Below are 17,868 nucleotides of genomic sequence, written 5' to 3'. Positions count from 1 at the left end.
TCCCGGACGGGCCCCGGACTTCGCGGTGCCGTTCGACGGGGCGGACTTCCCCGCGACCGACTCGCGCAGTCGACGTGCGACGGGTGCTTCCACCGTCGAGGACGCCGACTTCACGAACTCGCCCTGCTCCTTGAGCGTTGCGAGTAGTTCTTTGCTCGTGACACCGAGTTCTTTGGCCAACTCGTGCACGCGGGCCTTGCCTGCCACTGCTCTCCTCACTGAGAGGTCGAGCAGTGCCTCCGCCTAGGGGTGGCGGGCCCGCACGACCTCGGGTTATCTCCGATGGACGTTCATCGTTGGTGCTTCACGGTGTGCTCATGAGTGCTCGTGCCTGTTCTCGAGGTACTTCTCCAGGGCTGAGATATCCAGTTTTCCGGACACTCGTAGTGCTCTGCCGAATGCTCGGCGTCGTTCTGCGGTGCGCAAACAAACCGAAACGGGGTGCAGCCAGGCACCCCGTCCGGGAAGTCTGCGCTGCGGATCGGGAACTATCGCAACAACCTCGGAACCGTCACCGGTTTCACAGTCCTGCGCCACGATCCGCAACAGATCGACGGCCAACTCGCGCTTTCGGCACCCGATGCACGTCCGCATCGGAGCCGCTCGGCGTCGGTGCGCCGGGGTCAGCTCGGTGATGCGTTCGGGCAAAGAAACCGAAGGCTCGCGTTGAACCTGAGACCACTCTACCGCTGTCCCGCTCGGAACACCGAACCCCGCCCCTTCGGAAGTTACGAACATGTCATCCGGCGGGCTCGATTCGCGGGAATCGATCAACTCCGATGCGCCTCCGTCCGCACACTGCCACTGCCCGCATCCGGGGTGGCATCGCTGCGGATATCGATCCGCCAACCGGTCAGACGGGCCGCCAACCTGGCGTTCTGTCCCTCCTTGCCGATGGCGAGCGAGAGCTGGAAGTCGGGGACGACCACGCGGGCGGCGCGGGCCTCGGGATCCACGATCGTGACCGAGACAACTTTCGACGGCGACAGCGCATTCCCGACGAAGGTCGCCGGATCATCGGCGTAATCGATGATGTCGATCTTCTCCCCCGCCAGTTCGCTCATCACATTGCGCACACGCTGACCCATCGGGCCGATACACGCGCCCTTGGCATTGACGCCGGGCACGGTGGTGCGCACCGCGATCTTGGAACGGTGTCCGGCCTCGCGGGCGACCGCGACGATCTCCACCGAACCGTCGGCGATCTCGGGCACCTCGAGCGCGAACAGTCGGCGCACCAGATTCGGATGGGTGCGCGAGAGGGTGATCTGCGGGCCACGCGGGCCGCGGGAGACACCGACGACGTAGCACTTGATCCGGTCGCCGTGCTCATAGCTCTCGCCGGGCACCTGCTCGGCGGGCGGGATCAGTCCCTCGGTGCCGTGCAGTTCGCTGCCGATACGCACCACGACAGTGCCGCGGGCATTGGCGCGGGCATCGCGCTGCACCACGCCGCCGACGATGTCGCCCTCATGGGTGGAGAATTCGCCGAAGGACTTCTCGTTCTCGGCATCGCGCAGCCGCTGCAGTACCACCTGGCGCGCGGTGGTCGCCGCGATCCGGCCGAAACCCTCTGGGGTGTCGTCCCATTCGGAGATCACATTGCCGTCGGCGTCGAGTTCGCGCGCCATCACCCGGACCACGCCGGTCTTCTGGTTGATATCGATGCGCGCGTTGGGCTGGTGGCCCTCGGTATGGCGGTAGGCCGTGAGCAGTGCCGACTCGATCGCGGAGATCACGGTCTCGATCGAGATCCCTTTATCGGCGACAATCGCGCGCAGGGCTTCGATTTCGATGTTCATTCCACGATCCCTTCGGTCGGCGAATCGGACGCTTCTACAGATTTGGTTGGTACATCGGTTGTTCCTCGGACGTCAGCGGTGGGGTCCACCGCTTCCTCTTGCCCCGGCCGCGGACGACCGGGCGCGACTCCGCCCGCGAGTTCCAGTTCCCGCGCGCCGGGCGGGTTGAACTCCACCTGGACGACGGCCTCGGCGATATCGGCCAGCGGAATCGTCACCCGGTGAGGCTTGTTCTTCCCGCCGAGCACCAGCGCCACGGTGTCATCGGTGAGAACACCGACCCTGGCCTCGAACTTGTCCGATGACTTCGGATCCGGCGACGGCGCGCCGGTGCGTAGCTTGATCCGCACCTTGCGTCCTTGGGCGCGGCGCCAGTGGCGGTCGGCGGTGAGCGGGCGGTCGATGCCAGGGCTGGTCACCTCGAGCAGATACGGCGTCTCGCCGAAATCGCCCGCATTGTCGAGGGCCTCGGAGAGTTCCGTACTCAGTCCGGCAATGGCATCGAGATCGGAAGCGGCATCGCTGTCGACGATCACCTGCACCCGAGCCTGGGCATCCACATGCTTGCCCGCCGTCGAGATCTCGACACCCTCGAGGTCGAATCCTCGGCGCTCGACGAGCCCAGCAACGAGCTGGCTCACCCTTTCCTCGGTCGGCATGGGCATGTGGGGCGGCTCCTGGTTCAGTTGTCAGACGGCGGGAAATTTCTCTACCGGAGATCTAGCGTAACGCGCCTCGAGAGTGTAAAGGACCAGCGGCCTCGAGCAAGTTTCCTGGCCACGCGACCGCAATACAGCGCGCCGGGCCTCGCACCGACCGCACGGTAGACGCTCGGTCGGCCGTGCCGCGCGAATCTGGCACGATGGTGCCGTGCCAATCCGCCTCCCCGCCCCGCCGCGCGCCGGGTGCACTTCCGGCATCCCCGTCGACCGGCATCAATCCCAGCACGGCAGCGCCGGTGTCGGCCGCATCGGCATCGTCGACCGCCGCACCGCGTTGCGGCTGGCCGGCGGCACGACCGTGGGTGTGCTAGCTGTCGGCGCGGTGGCCGGATGTACGGACAAGACGGTGTATCAACCCGATCCGCTTGCCGCACAAGAGAACCTGGCGCGCGCCGACGCAGCGGCCGCGACGGCGGCGATCGCGGTGACGCCGCAGCGGCATGCCGCGTTGACCGCGATCGCGGACGAACGCACCGCACACGCGGATGCGCTGCGTGCCGAAATCAACCGTGTGATCGGCGTTTACGGTGACGGCACCACTCCGGCGCACCGTACCCGCGAAGTCTCGCCGTCCACTTCCGGCACTTCCCCCGCGGCATCGGGCGGATCCGGATCGCCCACCACGCCGCCGAGCATCGACGAGTTGCGCACCCGGCTGGCCAAGTCGCAGCAGTCCGCGGGGGATCTCGCCCGCACCCAATCCGGTTATCGGGCAGGGTTATTGGCCTCGATCAGCGCATCGTGCGCGGCGCAGGCGGGGGTGTTGCTGGCATGAGTCGTGCCGCCGCCTCCACCTACCTCGCACGCCATGCCGTGCGCACCGCTCAACTGATCCGGACAGGGATGCGCACATGACCGAAGCCGAACGCCAAACCCTGCTCGACGCCTTGCGCGCCGAATACGCGGCGGTGTACGCCTACGGCGTGATCGCGGCCTACGCCTCCGCCGAGCGAGTCCGCATGGTCGCGCAGGACACCGCCGCCCACCGTGCCCGCCGCGACACCACCATCGATGCGTTGAAGGCGTCCGGAGTCGCCGTGCCGCCGCCGGACGCCGCCTACACCACGCCTTTCCCGGTCAACGATCCGATTCCGGCGGCGAATTTGGCCGTCACGGTGGAGACCGACACCGCCGTAGCCTGGCGCGCGGTCGTCGAGAACGGCAGCTCCGAATCGATCCGCCGGACGGGTGTCGACGCCCTCACCGAATGCGCGCTGCGCCTGGCCACCTGGCAAGCGATCCTGGGCGCCGATCCGCCGACGGTCGCCTTCCCTGGCAAGGTCTGACCGCGCGCTCCGTGCCGAATTTCCCGAACGCGACACCCACTGCCGGACCTGGACTACGAACAGCTCGAGTCCTGCTGTCCGACGATGGCGACCACGGCCGCGGATCTCGACACCCGCAGCGACCAGCGGGCAGTTTTCGCGCGCCGCGCACGGATTCGTCAGCGAATTCGTGCGCGGCGGGTGCGAGTGACTACGGGCGCATTTCGTAGGTACCGTCGTAGGCGGCGACTTCGGCCCAGACGCGGTCGAAGCGGGGCCGGTCGGCGACCGGTGGACGCAGGGCGGAGGCGGCCCAGGCCTGCTGGTCGGGGGTGGCAGAGGGCTTGCCGTAGAGGGTGGTGGCGTGGCCGTTGAAGTCGCGGATCTGGAAGTCGAAGATCTGCTCGATGATGTCGCGGTCCAGGCCGGTGACTGCGGCCTGCTCCAGGATCAGCTGGCCGTAGACCACCAGGGAGAACAGGTGGCCGATGGTCAGCATGAAGTCGAGGTCCTTCTGCTGATCGGCATCGGGTGCCGCCGTGGTCAGCAGGGTGCGCAGGGCCTGGGCCTGCTCGTAGAAGCGCGCTACATTCGGCAGATCGGCGTGCTTTTCGTATACCGGAGTCCAGTCGGCGAATTGCACCTTGCCCGCGCCACGAGCCGGGCCCTGCCGGAAGAAGAACTCGTCGTCGGCCGCATCGACCCGGGTGCCGATCTCGGGGTAGTCCTTCGGGTTGAACAGGTAGTTCGGCATGAACTTCAGGATCTGACCGACATTGACGTGCACCGTGCCCTCGAGCCGGGGCAGCGTCCCGATATAGCGGGCGACCTGCGCGAAGTAGGTGTTCTTCTCGAATCCCTTGGCGGCGAGCACATCCAGCAGCAGCGTCATGACGGTCTCGCCCTCGGAAGTCACCTTGGACTTGGTCATCGGGTTGAACAGCAGGTAGCGGCGGTCCTCCAGGCCGGCGCTGCGGAAATAGTCGACGGCGCGGTCGCTGAACAGCTTCATCGCGACGATGCGCGCGTACGCATCCACGAAATTCGTTCGCACATGCGGGAATTCGGTGACGGCCCGGCCGTAGAGGATGCGGTTGTCGGCGTGCGTGATGGCCTCGTAGAACGAGTGCTCGACCATGCCGATGCTGCCGTGGCACAGGTTGAACTTGCCGACATTGACGGTGTTGAGCGCGGCGGAGAAGGCCTCGGGACCGGTGGACAGGATGTCGGCGGCGGTCACCGGGTAGTCGTGCAGCGCGAAGGTGCTGACATACAGCTGACCGTGGATGACGTTGTCGATCAGCTCGTAGTTGTCGTGGCGGCTGTCCGCGGCGAACCACACATAGCCGTCCGCGCCCTCGATATCGGCGCGGCGGGAGAACACCGACACCATCGATGCGACATTGCCATTACCGATGTAGTACTTGACGCCATTGGCGCGGAACAGGATACCGGCCTCGGCATCGGCACTGCCCGGCTCGGTCGGCGTCAGGATCAGGTCGGTGTTGTAGATGTCGGCACCGTGATCGCGCTCGGACAGACCGAATGCCATCACCTGGCCGTCGGCGAGATCGGCGGCCGCGCGCTTCTTGGCGTCCTCGTTATCGCTCTGCCAGATCGGCCCGAGCCCCAGGATGGTGACCTGCTCGGCGTACCAGTACGCGAGACCGTAGAAGCCGAAGATCTCCGACAGCGCCGCATTGCGCGCACCGTCCCACCGCCGGTTCGCGTCGCCGTCGGCATAGGCGGCCGGAGTCAGGAAGGTCGCGAACAGACGCTCCCTCTTGACGAACTCGAGGAAGTCCGACACCCACACCGCATCCGCGTCATCGGCCAGCAGCTGCCGCTTGCCCCGCGACTCGAACCACTCGATGGTGGCTTTCAGCAGCCGCCGTGTCTCGGCGTCGAACTGCTTCGGGTCATAGCTGGTGGGGTTGAACAACAACGCGTCGGTGCTCGTCATGCCGCTAACTTACCAGCGAGTAACAGCAGTAAGAAGCGGGTCCGGGATTACCGCGCGCCACGAATCGTGCCTACGGAACCGTAGGTACGGACGAATGCGAGAAGCCCGGCCGACCGGGCTCGGTCGACCGGGCTTCCCTACCGGTTGTCGAAGGCCGACCTACCGCCCGCCGCGGACCTGCGCGAGCACCGATTCGACTACCGAATCGGCCGGGACCTCGGTGGATTCGCCGGTGAAGCGGTCGCGGATCTCGACCTTGCCCTCGGCCCAGCCGCGGCCGACGACCACGACCAGCGGAACGCCGATCAGCTCGGAATCCTTGAACTTCACACCGGGCGAGGCCTTCCGGTCGTCCAGGACGACCTCGAGTCCGGCCGTATCCAGCAGCGCCGCAACCTGTTCGCCGCCCTCGCGCGAGGAGTCGTCCTTGTTCGCGATCACCACGTGCACGTCGAACGGGGCGACCTCGCGCGGCCAGCGCAGCCCCTTCTCGTCGTGCTGCTGTTCGGCGATCACCGCGACCATGCGGGAGACGCCGACGCCGTAGGAGCCCATGGTGAGCCGCACCGGCTTGCCGTTCTCGCCGAGCACATCGACCTCGAACGCGTCGGTGTACTTGTTGCCGAGCTGGAAGATGTGGCCGATCTCGATGCCGCGCGCGGATACCAGGACGCCGCGCCCGTCAGGCGAGGGATCGCCGTCACGCACCTCGGCGGCCTCTATGGTGCCGTCGGGGGTGAAATCGCGGCCCGCGACCAGGCCGACGACGTGCTTGCCCGGCTCGTCGGCACCGGTGATCCAGCTGGTTCCGGTGCCGATGCGCGGGTCGACGAGGTAGCGAACACCGTTGGCCTGCAATGCCTTCGGGCCGATGTAGCCCTTGACCAGGAACGGGTTGGCGGCGAAATCGGCCTCGGTGAGCAGTTCCACCTCGGCGGGTTCGACGGCGGCGCCGAGGCGCTTGTCGTCGACCTCGCGGTCGCCCGGAATGCCGATGCCGAGCAGTTCGGTCTTGCCGTCCGGGTGGCGCAGCTTGACCATGATGTTCTTCAGGGTGTCGGCCGCGGTGACAGGTTGCGCGGAGAAGCCCGCACCGTTCGCCCAATCCACCAGCGTCGCGATGGTCGGGGTGTTCGGGGTGTCGTGTACGACGGCCGCGGGCAGGCCCTCGATGGGCTGCGGTTCGGCAGCGGGCGTGACCACCGCTTCCACATTCGCGGCGTAGCCGGACTCGCGGCACACCACGTAGGTGTCCTCGCCGACCGGGCTGTCCGCGAGGAATTCCTCCGACGCGCTGCCGCCCATCGCACCCGAGGTGGCCGCGACGATGACGTACTTGACCGTGAGCCGGTTGAAAATGCGCTGGTAGGCCTCGCGATGGGCGGTGTAGCTTGCCTTCAGTCCGTCCTCGTCGAGATCGAAGGAATAGGAGTCCTTCATGATGAATTCGCGGCCGCGCAGAATGCCCGCGCGAGGCCGCTCCTCGTCGCGGTACTTGGTCTGGATCTGGTAGAGCGTGACCGGCAGATCCTTGTACGAGCTGTATTCACCCTTCACCGTGAGCGCGAACAACTCCTCGTGCGTAGGCCCCAGCAGATAGTCCGCACCCTTGCGGTCCTGCAGCCGGAACAGTCCGTCGCCGTATTCGGTCCACCGGTTGGTGGTCTCGTACGGTTCGCGCGGCAGCAGCGCGGGCAGCGAGATCTCCTGTGCGCCGATGGCGTTCATCTCCTCCCGCACGACCTGCTCGACCCGCCGCAGCACCCGCAGGCCCAGCGGCAGCCACGAGTACACGCCCGGGGCGATGCGCCGCACATATCCGGCGCGGACGAGGAGTTTGTGACTGGGCACCTCGGCGTCGGCGGGATCGTCGCGCAGGGTACGCAGGAACAGGTGGGAGAGGCGGGTGATCACGGAACGACAGGGTAGTCGCTGGCCCGACGATGTCTGCAACGCATTACCCTATCCGCTCGTGCTGGTGCTGCTGCCCCCTTCCGAAACCAAGTCCGATGGCGGAACCGATGTGCCGCTGGAGCTGGCGTCGCTGGCGATGCCGCAGCTCACGGCGGTGCGCGACCGGCTCATCCACGAGATCGTCAAGCTGGCCGCCGACCCGGACGCTTCGCGCGCGGTGCTCGGCCTCGGCAAGGGGGCCGATACCGAGATCGCGCGCAATGCGACGCTGCGCACGTCAGCCACCCGGCCCGCACTGGAGCGCTACACCGGCGTGCTCTACGACGCCCTCGATGCCCGCTCCTTCACCAAGGTCCAACGCGCCAAGGCCTATGCCCGCCTCGGCATCGGCTCCGCCCTGTTCGGCGCGGTCCGCGCCGATGACCTCATCCCCGCCTACCGGCTATCCGGCGGTGCCAAACTTCCCGGCCTCCCGACCCTTTCCGCCATCTGGCGCGATGTCCTGCCCGACGCGCTGGTCGCCGAGGCCGCCAGTGAACTCGTCATCGACCTGCGCTCGGGCACCTACCAGCAGCTCGGCCGCATCCCCGACGCCATCACCGCCAATGTCCTCACCGAACATCCGGACGGCTCCCGAACCGTGGTGAGCCACTTCAACAAACACCACAAGGGCCTACTCGCCCGCGCCCTCGTCCTCACCCGCGCCGACCCCACCGACATCCGTGCCGTAGCCCGCATAGCCACCAAATCCGGCCTCCGCGCCGAAATAGCCTCCCCCACCGAACTCCTCATCATCACCAGCTGAGGTACGGCCCGCGGCCTTCTGCGAGGTATGCGCTGGCTCTGTGTGAGCGCTTTACTCGCGGAAGTCGGTGGGTTGCGTCAGTCATCCGCGCTCGGTGGCACACCAGGTACCGACTCGGTGGAACCGGTGAGCGAAGGCGGCGGCTCGGGCCAGCCGGGTCAGCCAGCGGTCCGGGGTGTCGAGGTCAGGCCAGGTCCAGCGGACAACGGCCCAACCCAGGGCGCGCAGGGCGTCCTCGCGGAGCTTTTCGGCGATCATGATGGATTCGGGCGAGCCGTGGCGGGAGTTGTTGCGGTACTTGATCATTGCATCGAACTCACCGATGACGCCCAGCGTCGGGAACAGGAAATCGACTCGAGCGACGAATCCGCCGTTGATATCCAGGATGGTCGACTGGAGTTCCGGTGCGGGCAGTCCGGCACGGCACAAGACAACCCGGCTCCGCGATTCGCCGGGACTCTCGGCGCGGCCGTCGAGGAAGTCGATGACGCGGCGCGCGGCCGGACAGCCCGGGCGGCCGTTCGCCCGCAGTAGTTGTTCCGCCAGTTCGGCACTGCTGGTACGCCCGAGGCGCAGTGCGGCATCACCCATCACGACAGCCTGTTCGAAGGGCACAGTTCTTGCCAGGTCGACGATCGTGCGCGCCGCTGTCGTCACCCGCAGGTCGCCGATCCGCACCACCTCGTCCGACTCGATGGACGCGGCGTGCATCATGACCCGGCTACCCGTGCGTGCCCCGGTTCTTCGATTGCGGGTCAAATGAACCCGTGCCAACGGGATCGACCACACCGGCAGACCGTGCACGACAGCCGCGGAGATATGACTGACGACGGCAGCTGAACTGGAGCCCGCGGCGACACCACCGGTCAGCACCAGATGCCTTTGTTCAGTAGACATTTCGCCGATATCGACCGCACTCACGTACTGCCCCCGACACACCCGCTGCCAAGGCCGCCTGCTCAGCTCACGTCCGGTGAATCCAGCTTCCAGCGCATTCCGCCGGGAAATAGTTCGAGGTATGTCCACCCCCTGATGTTCCCGACCACCCCCGCCGAGCCGAAAGCCCCAACCCACGGATTGTGGATAACTCGCACCCTGTGCATAACTCCACGCCGCTCCCCTGCCTGGCCACGCGAGCCACAGTGACAGAGGTTGGCGCAGAACAGGGCAACGCCGCGCACAAGCTGTGCAACCTATGCGCGACGTCCAGTGGATATGTGACACCACCTGTGGCCTGCTCGGGGTGGTGCCGTCCAGAGCGCTGTCAGCGCTGCGCGGCGGCGAGGGCGGCGCGGATCTTTTCGGCGGGAGCGGGGGCAGCGGGGTGCTCCCAGAACGGGAGGTCCGCGGCGTAGGGGGCGCCGTAGACGGGGGTGTCGGGCTGGGAGCGCCAACTCTCCTTCACAGAGCCCACGTCGACAATGTCGAAGCCGAGGATGTCGAGTAGTTCGGCGGCGGCCTGCTTCGCAGCGGCGTCGTCGCCCGCGATGGGTAGGGCCGAGCGGTCGGGGTCACCGGAGGGGCGGGCGAGGGCGGCCAAGTGGGGATAGAAAATATTGTTGAAGGCCTTGACGACCTTCGAGGTCGGCAGGTGGCGTTGCAGCAGTTCGCTGCTGGTGGTGGTGCCGTCCGCGAGTTCGGGGAAGGTGCCGTCGCGGTCCGGGTAGTAGTTGTTGGTATCGATGACGACCTTGCCTGCCAGCGGCTCCACCGGGACCTGCCGGTAGTTCTTCAACGGCACTGTGACCACGACGATGTCACCGGCCGCGGCGGCCTCCGCGGCGGTGGCGGCGCGCGCCCGCGGCCCGAGCTCGGCCACCAGTTCCGCCAGCGTTTCCGGGCCACGTGAATTACTGACCACGACATCGAGTCCGGCCGCGACGGCCAACCGTGCCAGCGTGCCGCCGATATTCCCGCTACCGATCAATCCAAGCGTTGTCATGCCCGATCCCAACCGAGTTGCGGCCGCGATTGTTCCGACATGCCATCGGTGCGCCCCGATGTCGCGGCTGACGGTCACACCGGCTTCGACGACGGTTCCGCGGCGATAAACAGCGCCGCCACCAGCACGCGCAAGCGACAATCCGACGCAGTCGGCGCGTTGGAGACGGCCGACGAACCGAATTCGGTGTCGAGGTCGGCTGTGACGACCGCTCCAAGGCACCGACGCCAGGCTTCATGCGCGCCCGGCAGCCGAGAACCGGCTTGTGCAGCGGCGCGGAGCCGATTCGGCTGTCCCCGGCGTGATGACCTCGACCACCTTCAGCCGTCCCGCACGCAAAAACTCGGATGCGCGCAAAATGATCGGTCTGCAGGCAGTCAAATTCGCCCGTGAAGAGGCGAACGGAAGCCAGGTCACCGACCGCAAGACCGGTGACGTGATCTTCCGCTACCTCTTCCGCTGAACCGGTCGGGGGCGAACTATCGCCCCCGACCCCACAGACTCCCCCGCCGCGTGCGGGGGAAGCGCAAGAGCGCAAACTCGAACTGAAGATAAGCCTGAAGACACGGTGACAGTGCGGGTTCGAATCCCGCTCCGGGCACAGGCCCGGATAGCCCAAAGCGGTAGAGGCAGCCGGAATCTCAGACTCTCGCTCCAGATTGAGCATTCGCCGCCGAACACCCGATCACGAGGAAGGACACAATCGCGACGAGATACGGGTTCAAATCCCGTTCTTCCAGCCACAATGGAAGATGGTCTAATCGTATGACACGTCGTATCAGTCTGATCCGATCCCACCGACCCGGTGCGCGAATTTGGGTGGCGCCAAGGAACCCGAGGGCAGGCTACGCCCTCGGGTTCCCTTGCGTTGGAACAGGTCAGAGCGTGTGCTCGTCGGCGATCGCGAGTACGTGGTCGAGAATGTCCAGCCCCTCCTTGGCCTCGGCCTCGTTGATGATGCACGGCGGAACGACGTGCAGTCGGTTGAAGTTGACGAACAGCAGCAGGCCCGCCGCCTTGGCCGCGGCGACCGTTTCGGTCATGGCCGCGCTGGTCCCGCCGTACGGGGCGAGCGGTTCGCGAGTTCGCTTGTCCCGCACCAGTTCCAGTGCCCAGAACACACCCGCCCCGCGCACATCGCCGATGCTGGGATGACGTTCGGCGAGTTGACGCAGGCCGGGTCCGAGGACGCGGGTACCGATATCGGCGGCGTTCTCCACGATGCGCTCGTCCCGCATCGCGTTGATGGTCGCGACCGCGGCGGCCGTCGCCAGCGGATGGCCTGAATAGGTCAGCCGCCGGGGTACGGACGATCATCGAAGGTCGCCGCGATGGCGGGACTGATCGCGACACCGCCGAGCGGCACATAACCGGAGTTCACCCCTTTGGCGAAGGTCAGCAGGTCGGGGACGACACCCTCGAAATGCTCTATGGCGAACCACTTTCCGGTGCGCCCGAACCCCGACATCACCTCATCGGCGATGAAGACGACGCCGTATTTGTCGCACAGCGCCCGGACACCGGCCATATACCCGGGCGGCGGGACCATGATTCCCGCTGTGCCGGGGATGGATTCGAGCACGACCGCCGCGATCGTATCCGGACCCTCGAACACCATGGTCTGCTCGAGATGCGCCAAAGCCCTTTCGGCTTCTTCGGTTTCGGTGCTCGCATGGAATTGCGAGCGATACAGGAACGGACCGAAGAAGTGGACGACACCGCTGTTGCCGTGGTCGTTGGGCCAGCGCCGCGGGTCGCCGGTGAGGTTGATCGCGGTCTCGGTGCCGCCGTGATAGGACCGGTAGCGCGAAAGCACCTTGTAGCGGCCGGTATGCAGGCGTGCCAGCCGAACCGCGTGCTCGACGGCATCGGCGCCGCCATTGGTGAAGAAGATCTTGTCGAGTTCGCCCGGGGTCCGCTCGGCGATCAGCCGGGCGGCCTCGGAGCGGGCATCGTTGACGTGCTGCGGTGCGACGGTGCACAGCTTGGCGGCCTGCTCCTGCACCGCGGCAACGACTTTCGGATGCTGGTGACCGATATTGGTGTTCACCATCTGCGACGAGAAATCGAGCAGCCGATTACCGTCGCCGTCCCATACGTAGCAGCCCTGGGCGGCCGTAATGGCCATCGGCGTCCGGTGCGCCTGCGCGGACCACGAGTGGAATACATGGCGGCGGTCGAGCTCGTAGGCGCGGGCGGCGGCCTGCCGGGCGAGTTCGGGTGCCGATCCATTCGGGAGGGTCATCGAATTCTCCTGCATAGCTACTTGTTCTGCGGGAATCCGAGTTCGAGACCACCGTGGCTGGGATCGAGCCAACGCGTCGTGACGGCCTTACCACGGGTGAAGAAATGCACGCCCTCGATGCCGTGCGCATGCGAATCGCCGAACAGCGAATTCTTCCAGCCGCCGAAGCTGTAGTAGGCCATCGGAACCGGGATCGGCACATTGATGCCGACCATGCCGACCTCCACCTCATTGTGGAAGCGCCGGGCCGCACCACCGTCATTGGTGAAGATGGCGGTCCCGTTGCCATAGGGATTGTCGTTGACCAGTGCCAGCGCCTCGTCGTAGCCGTCGACGCGCACAACCGACAGGACCGGACCGAAGATTTCGTCGGTATAGACGCTCATCTCGGTGCCCACATGATCCAGAATCGTCGGGCCGAGCCAGAATCCATCCGCTGCACCATCGGCTTCGACGCCCCGGCCGTCGAGAACGACACTGGCACCGGCGGATTCGCCCGCATCGATATAGGAGGCGACGCGATCACGATGCTCGCGGGTCACCAGCGGACCCATATCGGTATCGCGGGTGCCGTCACCGGTCTTGATGGTCTTCGCGCGCTCGGCGATCTTGGCGACCAGTTCGTCGCCGACCGCACCGACCGCCAGCACCACACTGATCGCCATGCAGCGCTCCCCGGCGGACCCGAATCCGGCATTCACCGCGGCATCGGCCGCCAGATCCAGATCGGCATCGGGCAGTACCACCATGTGGTTCTTTGCGCCGCCGAGCGCCTGCACGCGCTTACCACCGGCGGTGCCGCGCTGGTAGACGTACTTCGCGACGGGTGTGGAGCCGACGAACGAGACGGCCTTGATGTGCGGATTGTCGAGCAGTTCGTCGACCGCGACCTTATCGCCCTGCAGTACATTGAAAACCCCGGCGGGCAAACCGGCTTCGTGCCACAGCTCGGCCAGCCACAGCGATGATGACGGATCCTTCTCGCTCGGCTTGAGCACCACGGTATTCCCGGCAGCGATCGCGATCGGGAAGAACCACATCGGCACCATCGCCGGAAAGTTGAACGGTGATATCACCGCGACCGGGCCGAGCGGCTGGCGGATCGAGAAGATGTCCACCTTCGTCGAGGCGTTCTCGGTGAAGCCGCCCTTGATCAAATGCGGCACACCGCAGGCGAATTCGACCACTTCGAGACCGCGGTTCACTTCGCCGAGCGCATCGGAGTGCACCTTGCCGTGTTCGGCGGTGATCAGCTTGGCGAGTTCTTCCTTGCGCTCGTTGAGCAGTTCGCGGAAGCGGAACAGGATCTGTGTGCGCCGCGCCAGCGAGGTATCGCGCCATTCCGGGAACGCCGTCTTCGCCGATGCGATCACCGCCCTGGCATCCTCGACACCGGCCAGTGCGAGCTGCCCGGTCACCACCCCGGTCGCCGGATTCGTCACCGGCGCGGTCGCCGGGCTCGTGCCCGCGAAGGGTTTGCCGTCGAGCCAGTGCGCGATTGTCTGCATATCTCCTCGATTCGATCCCGAGCGCCGGATGGTGTCGTGGTTTCGACTCTGCACCATCGATGCCCGATTTCGGCCCGACGTTCTGTATGCGATTTCGGATTTCCTATTACGATTTGTCGGATGCTGCTCTCTGTCGCCGATGTGCTGGCGATGCCGGTTGTGCGCGCGGGCGAGCCAGAGGTCGTCGTTGCGGCGGCGCTGGATCGGCCGGTGCGGTGGGTGCATGTGAGCGACCTGCCGGAGGTCGCCGAATTGCTGGTCGGCGGCGAGCTGATGCTGACTACGGGCTTGGCATTGACCGGCAGCGACGAGTCGACGGTCATGTATCTGAATTCGCTGGCCGCCGCGGGGGTCGCCGGACTGGTCGTCGAGCTCGGCGAGGCCGTGCCGCGGTTATCGCCGATCGTCGCCGAGACCGCCGACGCACTCGGACTCCCGGTCATCGCGCTACATCGCATCACGCGCTTCGTGGAGATCACCGAGGCGGTGCACCGGGTGATCGTGGCCGACCAGTACGCCGAACTCGAATTCGCGCGCACCGTGCACGAGACGTTCACCGAGCTCAGCGTGCGCCGCGCCGCGCTGGCCGAAATCGTCGAGACCGCCGCGGACATGCTCGATTCCTCGGTCGTACTGGAAGATCTGGCGCACCGGGTGCTGGCGCTGACCGCCCGGCATACCAGCACCTCGGCGATTCTGGAGAACTGGGAGACCACCTCGCGACTGCTGCCCGAGGGCTGGGATGTGGTGCAGGTCGGCCCGCATACCCAGCGCTGGGGTCGGCTGATCCTGCGTTCGAGCGGGCTGGCGACGCCGCGCGCCCGCATGGTACTCGAGCGTGCCGCACAGACCCTGACGCTGCATCGGATGATCGATAAGGATCGCTTCGGCCTGCATCGCCAAGCGCAGACCGGACTCATCGACGATATGGTCAACGGCCGCGTCCTCGACGAACGCGACGCGCAGGCCAGGGCGGCCGCATTGGGCCTGTCGACCCGACGCGCGCACTACGTTCCGCTCGCGATAGACGTTGCCGCCCTTGCCGAATCCGATCAGGTCGCCAGGCAGCGCCGCAGCGCGGGCGTGGTCGACGCGGTCACCCACGGTCTCGGACTGTCGAAGGCCACCGCATTGACCGCGGCCGAGCACGGCGACCGCGTCGGCATGGTGCTCGCGATCCCGCGCAGCGCCGATCTCGATGACACGCTCCGCACCGTGTGCTCGGCGATCATCGCCGAGGTGCGGCGGGTGGAGGGGGTGCGGCGGGTGGCCATAGGTGTTGGCGCGCAAGCGGATTCACTGCTCGACACCGCACGCGAATTGGCGCAGGCGGCGCACATCGCCGAGGTCGCGTTATCGCTGGACGCGGCATCTGATCGGCCGCGACCGTTCTATCGCAGCGGCGACATCCGGCTGCGCGGACTGCTCTCGCTGATCCGCAACGAACCCGGTGTACAGAGCTTCGCCGAAACGGAGCTGAGTGCATTGCTGCGCTACGACATTCGGCATGCGGCCGATCTGACCCGCACGCTGCGGCAGTTCCTCGACGTCGCGGGCAATAAGACCGAACTCGCCAAGCGGCTCAATATCAGCAGACCGACCCTCTACGACCGGCTCGCCCGCATCGAGCGGATTCTCCACGTCGACCTCGAGGACGGCGAATCCCGCACCTCACTGCATACCGCACTGCTCATTCGCGATCTGACCGCCGACTCGAAATCCAGGACCGACAGGTGATTTCGATCGGATCGGGAATGTTCTCGAGCCGACGGATGTTCTATCCGCGCATGACCAGTACAGCTGTGCTCTCTGACGAGTTGAAGAAGTACCTGGACGAGTCGAAGGTCTTCGCGACCGCGGCGACGATCGGACCGAACGGACAACCTCACTTGACCGTCATCTGGCTCGAGCGCGATGGCGACGATCTGCTGTTCTCCACGACGGTGGATCGGCAGCAGGGCAAGAATCTCGCCCGTGATCCGCGGATCACGGTGATGATCAATCCGCCGGATAATCCATACGCGTACGCGGAGATTCGCGGCACCGCCACAATCACCCCAGATCCCGACAAGACGCTGCCGAACAAGCTTTCGCACCACTACACCGGGCTGCCGTACGTCGAATTCAACCCCGCCTCCGTCAATGACGGACCCCGCGTAATCGTGCGGGTGACCCCGCGCAAGGTCGCCGGTCGCCTGTGAGCTCACGGCCGGGCGGCTCAGCCCTGCCCGGCCTCTTCCCTTGCGTGCTGCGCCTGGCCGACCTCGGCCGCCGTGTAGCGCAGTGTCAGTGCCACCAGCCCCACCAGCAGTGCGCCGAACGCGGTGACGAAAAGCACCAGCGTGTAACCACTTCCGAGCGCATCCAACTCCGCGGGCGTCATACCGGCGGGCTTACCCGTTCGCCCGCCGAGCGACACCGTGCGGGATGCGGCGACCGGCGCGAGCAGACCGATCGCGACGGGTGTGCCGAGGTTCATGAACATCTGGCCGACCGCGGTGAGCGGGCCGATATTCTCCGGCGCGACACCAACCAATACGCACAGCGGGACGATCACCACGGCCATACCGATGCCGAATCCGATCATGATGAACAGCCCCAACAGGGTCGGCCAGTACGGTACGCCCCGTTCGAGCGTCGAGCCGAACAACAGCCCGACGACCAGAATCGCCGAGGCACCGCTCAACAGCCAGCGCGGCGCAACCGTCATCGCCAGCTGCGAAGCCGTGGCGGTGCCCATACCCGCGCCGATGGTGAACGGGATGAACGCGACTCCGGCGACCAGTGGGCTGTAACCGACGACATTCTGCACGAACAATCCCGCGAAATAGGTTGTCGCGGCCAATACTCCGCTGGCCAGGAAGATAGCGCCGAAGGTGGCGACCCGATCGCGCTTGTCGAACAGCGACCAGGGCAGCAGCGGGTTGTCCACCCACCGTTCGGCGAGTACGAAGACGATCAACAACACCAGACCGGCGACAATCGAACCGATGATGACCGGACTGTCCCAGCCGAATTCGGGCGCTTCGGTCGCGCCGAACACCAGGGCAGAGCAGGCGAGGGTGCCGAGTACCGCCCCGCGCACGTCCAGGGGTAGTCGGTGGTGGGTGGTATCGCGCAGCCGCAGCACCGCGCCCACGAGGATCAGCGCACCGATCGGCACATTGATCAGGAAGATCCAGCGCCAGCTCACCTCGGTGAGCGCGCCGCCGATCACCAATCCGCCGACCGAGCCGACCGCCATCATAGAGCCGAAGATCGCGATCGCCTGATTGCGCACCCGGCCGGGCGCGAAAGTGGTCGCCACCAGGGCAAGTGCGGTCGGAGCCGCGAGCGCGGCGCCGGTGCCCTGGATCGCGCGGGCCGCGATCAGCATGCCCTCGTTCTGCGCGAGTCCGCACAGCAGCGAGGCCAGCGTGAACAGTGCGACGCCGACGATGAACATGCGTTTGCGGCCGAAGGAGTCGCCGATCCGGCCACCGAGCAACATCAGACCCGCGAACGGCAGACCGTAGGCGGTGACCATCCAGGCGCTACCGGAGCTCGATAGACCGAGTTCGTCCTGGAGTCGCGGCAGGGCGAGAATCACCACCGTGCCGTCGAGGACGACCATCAGCTGTAGCCCGCTCAGCACCAGGATCGCCAGGCCGAAGGCCCGCCGCGTCACCGGATATGGCGTCGTAGCGGGATTGTCTGGCACAG

At 66.3% G+C, this 17,868-nt stretch carries 16 protein-coding genes, 1 tRNA gene and 1 pseudogene; 7 read left to right on the top strand and 11 right to left on the bottom strand.

Translation table 11 applies throughout. From position 1 onward, the window contains the following. The 4 genes from NP3_RS32465 to rimP form a co-directional block, all read right to left on the bottom strand. Nucleotides 1-207: translation initiation factor IF-2 N-terminal domain-containing protein (locus NP3_RS32465; RefSeq protein ID WP_157124708.1), on the bottom strand; the 207-nt coding region annotated here is incomplete at its 3' end. 108 nt (nt 208-315) lie between these two features. Further along, nucleotides 316-594, bottom strand: a complete 279-nt coding sequence (locus NP3_RS32460) for a YlxR family protein (RefSeq protein ID WP_063045557.1) — start codon at nt 592-594, stop codon at nt 316-318. 176 nt (nt 595-770) lie between these two features. Next, on the bottom strand, nt 771-1,802 hold the full coding sequence (gene nusA / locus NP3_RS32455; protein WP_062992797.1) for a transcription termination factor NusA: 1,032 nt from the start codon (nt 1,800-1,802) through the stop codon (nt 771-773). Beyond that, nucleotides 1,799-2,467 carry a ribosome maturation factor RimP gene (gene rimP, locus NP3_RS32450; protein ID WP_063045546.1) on the bottom strand — a complete coding sequence of 223 codons (669 nt, stop codon included), beginning with the start codon at nt 2,465-2,467 and terminating at the stop codon, nt 1,799-1,801. Before rimP ends, nusA begins: the two co-directional genes overlap by 4 nt. Nucleotides 2,468-2,672: 205 nt before the next feature. On the opposite strand from rimP, the gene NP3_RS32445 reads away from it, so the two are divergent. After that, entirely contained in the window at nt 2,673-3,299 is a 627-nt protein-coding gene (locus tag NP3_RS32445) for a hypothetical protein (RefSeq protein ID WP_245721202.1), read from the top strand. A gap of 76 nt (nt 3,300-3,375) precedes the next feature. Continuing rightward, the gene (locus NP3_RS32440; RefSeq protein WP_063045545.1) at nt 3,376-3,810 is read left to right on the top strand and encodes a ferritin-like domain-containing protein; all 435 of its coding nucleotides are present in this window, start codon (nt 3,376-3,378) and stop codon (nt 3,808-3,810) included. Between the two features lie 190 nt (nt 3,811-4,000). Here NP3_RS32440 and NP3_RS32435 read toward each other — a convergent pair whose 3' ends face one another. Together NP3_RS32435 and NP3_RS32430 are read right to left on the bottom strand one after the other, a co-directional pair. After that, a complete protein-coding gene (locus tag NP3_RS32435) occupies nt 4,001-5,752 on the bottom strand; it encodes an acyl-CoA dehydrogenase family protein (protein WP_063045544.1) in 1,752 nt (583 codons plus the stop codon). 159 nt (nt 5,753-5,911) lie between these two features. Further along, nucleotides 5,912-7,666: a proline--tRNA ligase gene (locus tag NP3_RS32430; RefSeq protein ID WP_063045543.1), complete on the bottom strand. Its 1,755-nt coding sequence runs from the start codon at nt 7,664-7,666 to the stop codon at nt 5,912-5,914. Nucleotides 7,667-7,724: 58 nt separating this feature from the next. On the opposite strand from NP3_RS32430, the gene yaaA reads away from it, so the two are divergent. After that, the gene (gene yaaA, locus NP3_RS32425; protein WP_063045555.1) at nt 7,725-8,471 is read left to right on the top strand and encodes a peroxide stress protein YaaA; all 747 of its coding nucleotides are present in this window, start codon (nt 7,725-7,727) and stop codon (nt 8,469-8,471) included. A gap of 81 nt (nt 8,472-8,552) precedes the next feature. Here yaaA and NP3_RS32420 read toward each other — a convergent pair whose 3' ends face one another. Next, entirely contained in the window at nt 8,553-9,368 is an 816-nt protein-coding gene (locus NP3_RS32420) for a hypothetical protein (protein WP_157124707.1), read from the bottom strand. 367 nt (nt 9,369-9,735) lie between these two features. Then, nucleotides 9,736-10,413, bottom strand: coding sequence for an NADPH-dependent F420 reductase (locus NP3_RS32415; RefSeq protein ID WP_063045554.1), 678 nt, complete (start codon nt 10,411-10,413; stop codon nt 9,736-9,738). Between the two features lie 304 nt (nt 10,414-10,717). On the opposite strand from NP3_RS32415, the gene NP3_RS48395 reads away from it, so the two are divergent. Next, on the top strand, nt 10,718-10,876 hold the full coding sequence (locus tag NP3_RS48395; RefSeq protein WP_157124706.1) for a DUF7873 family protein: 159 nt from the start codon (nt 10,718-10,720) through the stop codon (nt 10,874-10,876). Nucleotides 10,877-11,020: 144 nt separating this feature from the next. Further along, nucleotides 11,021-11,156 (top strand) — tRNA-OTHER (locus tag NP3_RS48390). Between the two features lie 135 nt (nt 11,157-11,291). Here NP3_RS48390 and NP3_RS32410 read toward each other — a convergent pair. Further along, nucleotides 11,292-12,673 (bottom strand): annotated as a pseudogene (locus NP3_RS32410) (aspartate aminotransferase family protein). Between the two features lie 2 nt (nt 12,674-12,675). Next, entirely contained in the window at nt 12,676-14,166 is a 1,491-nt protein-coding gene (locus NP3_RS32405) for a CoA-acylating methylmalonate-semialdehyde dehydrogenase (protein WP_063045541.1), read from the bottom strand. Between the two features lie 120 nt (nt 14,167-14,286). On the opposite strand from NP3_RS32405, the gene NP3_RS32400 reads away from it, so the two are divergent. Both NP3_RS32400 and NP3_RS32395 read left to right on the top strand, forming a co-directional pair. Next, a complete protein-coding gene (locus tag NP3_RS32400; RefSeq protein WP_063045540.1) occupies nt 14,287-15,903 on the top strand; it encodes a PucR family transcriptional regulator in 1,617 nt (538 codons plus the stop codon). Nucleotides 15,904-15,953: 50 nt separating this feature from the next. After that, the gene (locus NP3_RS32395) at nt 15,954-16,367 is read left to right on the top strand and encodes a PPOX class F420-dependent oxidoreductase (RefSeq protein WP_063045553.1); all 414 of its coding nucleotides are present in this window, start codon (nt 15,954-15,956) and stop codon (nt 16,365-16,367) included. A gap of 17 nt (nt 16,368-16,384) precedes the next feature. Here NP3_RS32395 and NP3_RS32390 read toward each other — a convergent pair whose 3' ends face one another. Beyond that, nucleotides 16,385-17,866 (bottom strand): MFS transporter, encoded by a 1,482-nt coding sequence (locus NP3_RS32390; RefSeq protein WP_063045539.1) that lies wholly within the window; start codon nt 17,864-17,866, stop codon nt 16,385-16,387. Nucleotides 17,867-17,868 lie beyond the last annotated feature (2 nt).

Source organism: Nocardia pseudovaccinii NBRC 100343 (genome assembly GCF_001613225.1).
Lineage (GTDB): Bacteria > Actinomycetota > Actinomycetes > Mycobacteriales > Mycobacteriaceae > Nocardia > Nocardia pseudovaccinii.
Note: the sequence above shows the minus strand (reverse complement) of the source record. Positions and strands in the feature narration are given on the sequence as shown.

Bases quoted from the DNA above. Each gene is read 5' to 3' on its own strand.
- NP3_RS32440 (WP_063045545.1), top strand. From the start codon at position 3,376: ATGACCGAAGCCGAACGCCAAACCCTGCTCGACGCCTTGCGCGCCGAA.
- NP3_RS32420 (WP_157124707.1), bottom strand. From the start codon at position 9,368: ATGTCTACTGAACAAAGGCATCTGGTGCTGACCGGTGGTGTCGCCGCG.
- NP3_RS32460 (WP_063045557.1), bottom strand. From the start codon at position 594: ATGCGGACGTGCATCGGGTGCCGAAAGCGCGAGTTGGCCGTCGATCTG.
- rimP (WP_063045546.1), bottom strand. From the start codon at position 2,467: ATGCCCATGCCGACCGAGGAAAGGGTGAGCCAGCTCGTTGCTGGGCTC.
- NP3_RS32405 (WP_063045541.1), bottom strand. From the start codon at position 14,166: ATGCAGACAATCGCGCACTGGCTCGACGGCAAACCCTTCGCGGGCACG.
- NP3_RS32415 (WP_063045554.1), bottom strand. From the start codon at position 10,413: ATGACAACGCTTGGATTGATCGGTAGCGGGAATATCGGCGGCACGCTG.
- NP3_RS32435 (WP_063045544.1), bottom strand. From the start codon at position 5,752: ATGACGAGCACCGACGCGTTGTTGTTCAACCCCACCAGCTATGACCCG.
- NP3_RS32395 (WP_063045553.1), top strand. From the start codon at position 15,954: ATGACCAGTACAGCTGTGCTCTCTGACGAGTTGAAGAAGTACCTGGAC.
- NP3_RS48395 (WP_157124706.1), top strand. From the start codon at position 10,718: ATGACCTCGACCACCTTCAGCCGTCCCGCACGCAAAAACTCGGATGCG.
- nusA (WP_062992797.1), bottom strand. From the start codon at position 1,802: ATGAACATCGAAATCGAAGCCCTGCGCGCGATTGTCGCCGATAAAGGG.
- NP3_RS32400 (WP_063045540.1), top strand. From the start codon at position 14,287: ATGCTGCTCTCTGTCGCCGATGTGCTGGCGATGCCGGTTGTGCGCGCG.